Source organism: Flavihumibacter sp. CACIAM 22H1 (genome assembly GCF_001601815.1).
In the GTDB taxonomy this organism is placed as follows: Bacteria; Bacteroidota; Bacteroidia; order Chitinophagales; family Chitinophagaceae; genus Flavihumibacter.
On sequence record NZ_LUKG01000024.1, the window covers coordinates 1 to 1,170 of the forward strand.

Annotated in this window: 2 protein-coding genes; one reads left to right on the forward strand and one right to left on the reverse strand. The window is 59.1% G+C overall.

All coding sequences use genetic code 11. The features are described 5' to 3' along the window. The coding region (locus A1D16_RS08680; protein ID WP_290708969.1) for a hypothetical protein at positions 1-497 on the reverse strand (497 nt) is incomplete at its 3' end. A 44-nt stretch (positions 498-541) separates the two neighbouring features. On the opposite strand from A1D16_RS08680, the gene A1D16_RS08685 reads away from it, so the two are divergent. Continuing rightward, on the forward strand, positions 542-913 hold the full coding sequence (locus A1D16_RS08685) for a DUF1203 domain-containing protein (RefSeq protein WP_290709024.1): 372 nt from the start codon (positions 542-544) through the stop codon (positions 911-913). Positions 914-1,170 lie beyond the last annotated feature (257 nt).

The following is a 1,170-nucleotide window of genomic DNA, read 5'->3' on the forward strand; positions in this document are numbered from 1 at the left end:
ATTGAGTAAACAGCCCGGGCCTGCACTAATTCGGGTAGAGATAACGGTGAGGCGGTAACTACCTGCAAATCTGGAATCATATCCACTGCCAGCTCCAGTATAAAGTCCAGTACTTTTTTACTAACCGGAAATTTTCTGAAATGATCGGGGTCCAGGATCAGCAATCGGTTAGCAGCTTCTTCCTTATGCCAGTTGGGGTTTAACCAGTAAGAATGATAGAGCAGAACCGGCAGATCTGGCCGTATGGTGGGAGGGGGCGTGTCCGGTAGCACTGTCGAAAAATCAGGCTGGTGGGTAGAAACAAGCGAATCAGGAACAGGCCTGTCGTAGAGCTCTTCGTAAGAGTAATCCAGGAAACTGTTTTTTTGATGGCTTTGAAAATAATAATTGATATTATCCTGGTTGGCAAGGTATTTTTTAGACGAAAAAGTGCCAGCCGTCCATTGCCAGCTAAGCGTATTGCTGGCAATATCGCCATCCAGTAAATGATAATACATCCATTGAGAAGGCAGTTTCCAATGGGCTTTTGCCAGAGCGGCGGGTGTCTGAGGGGGGTGGCAATCCCTGCCGGCATTGCCTGCGGATGATCCCGGAAGGGGCGGCAATGCTGGTGCTGGCGCACAGGCCCTTTGGCGCGTTGCAGCCCTATGCCGAGACGGGGCCGATCTTTCTGTGCGCGGCGCAATGTGAGGCGGGGGGTGGGGCGGAACTGCCTGAAATCCTTGCCTCTTCCGACTATATCGTCCGGGGCTACGGGGCGGATGAGCGGATCGTCTATGGCACCGGGGGCGTGGTGGAGACGGGGCGGATTCCGGCGCGGGCGGCGGAGTTGCTGGCGCGGGCGGATGTGGAATTCGTGCATGTCCGGTCGGCGCGGAACAACTGCTTTCAGCTGCGCATCGAGCGGGACTGAGGGGCCTGTTCTCGTCCTCCCCCCCCGGAACGGCGTGCAGCGCCCGGTGCAGACGGGCAGTGCAGCAGGGCGTATGCACGCAGCGCGCGCCGGGGAGAGGGAGCGTTCATCTTTTGGGAACATCTTCTCGTGGCGCATGTCACCCGCCCGGAGGCGAGGCGGGGAGCCTGTCTGGTGCGGGGCTGTGGGGGGATGGCGGAGGTCCCGGGTCAGGCCCGGACGGGGGGCACGGGGCGGGACGCGTTGCGCGGGGTGGG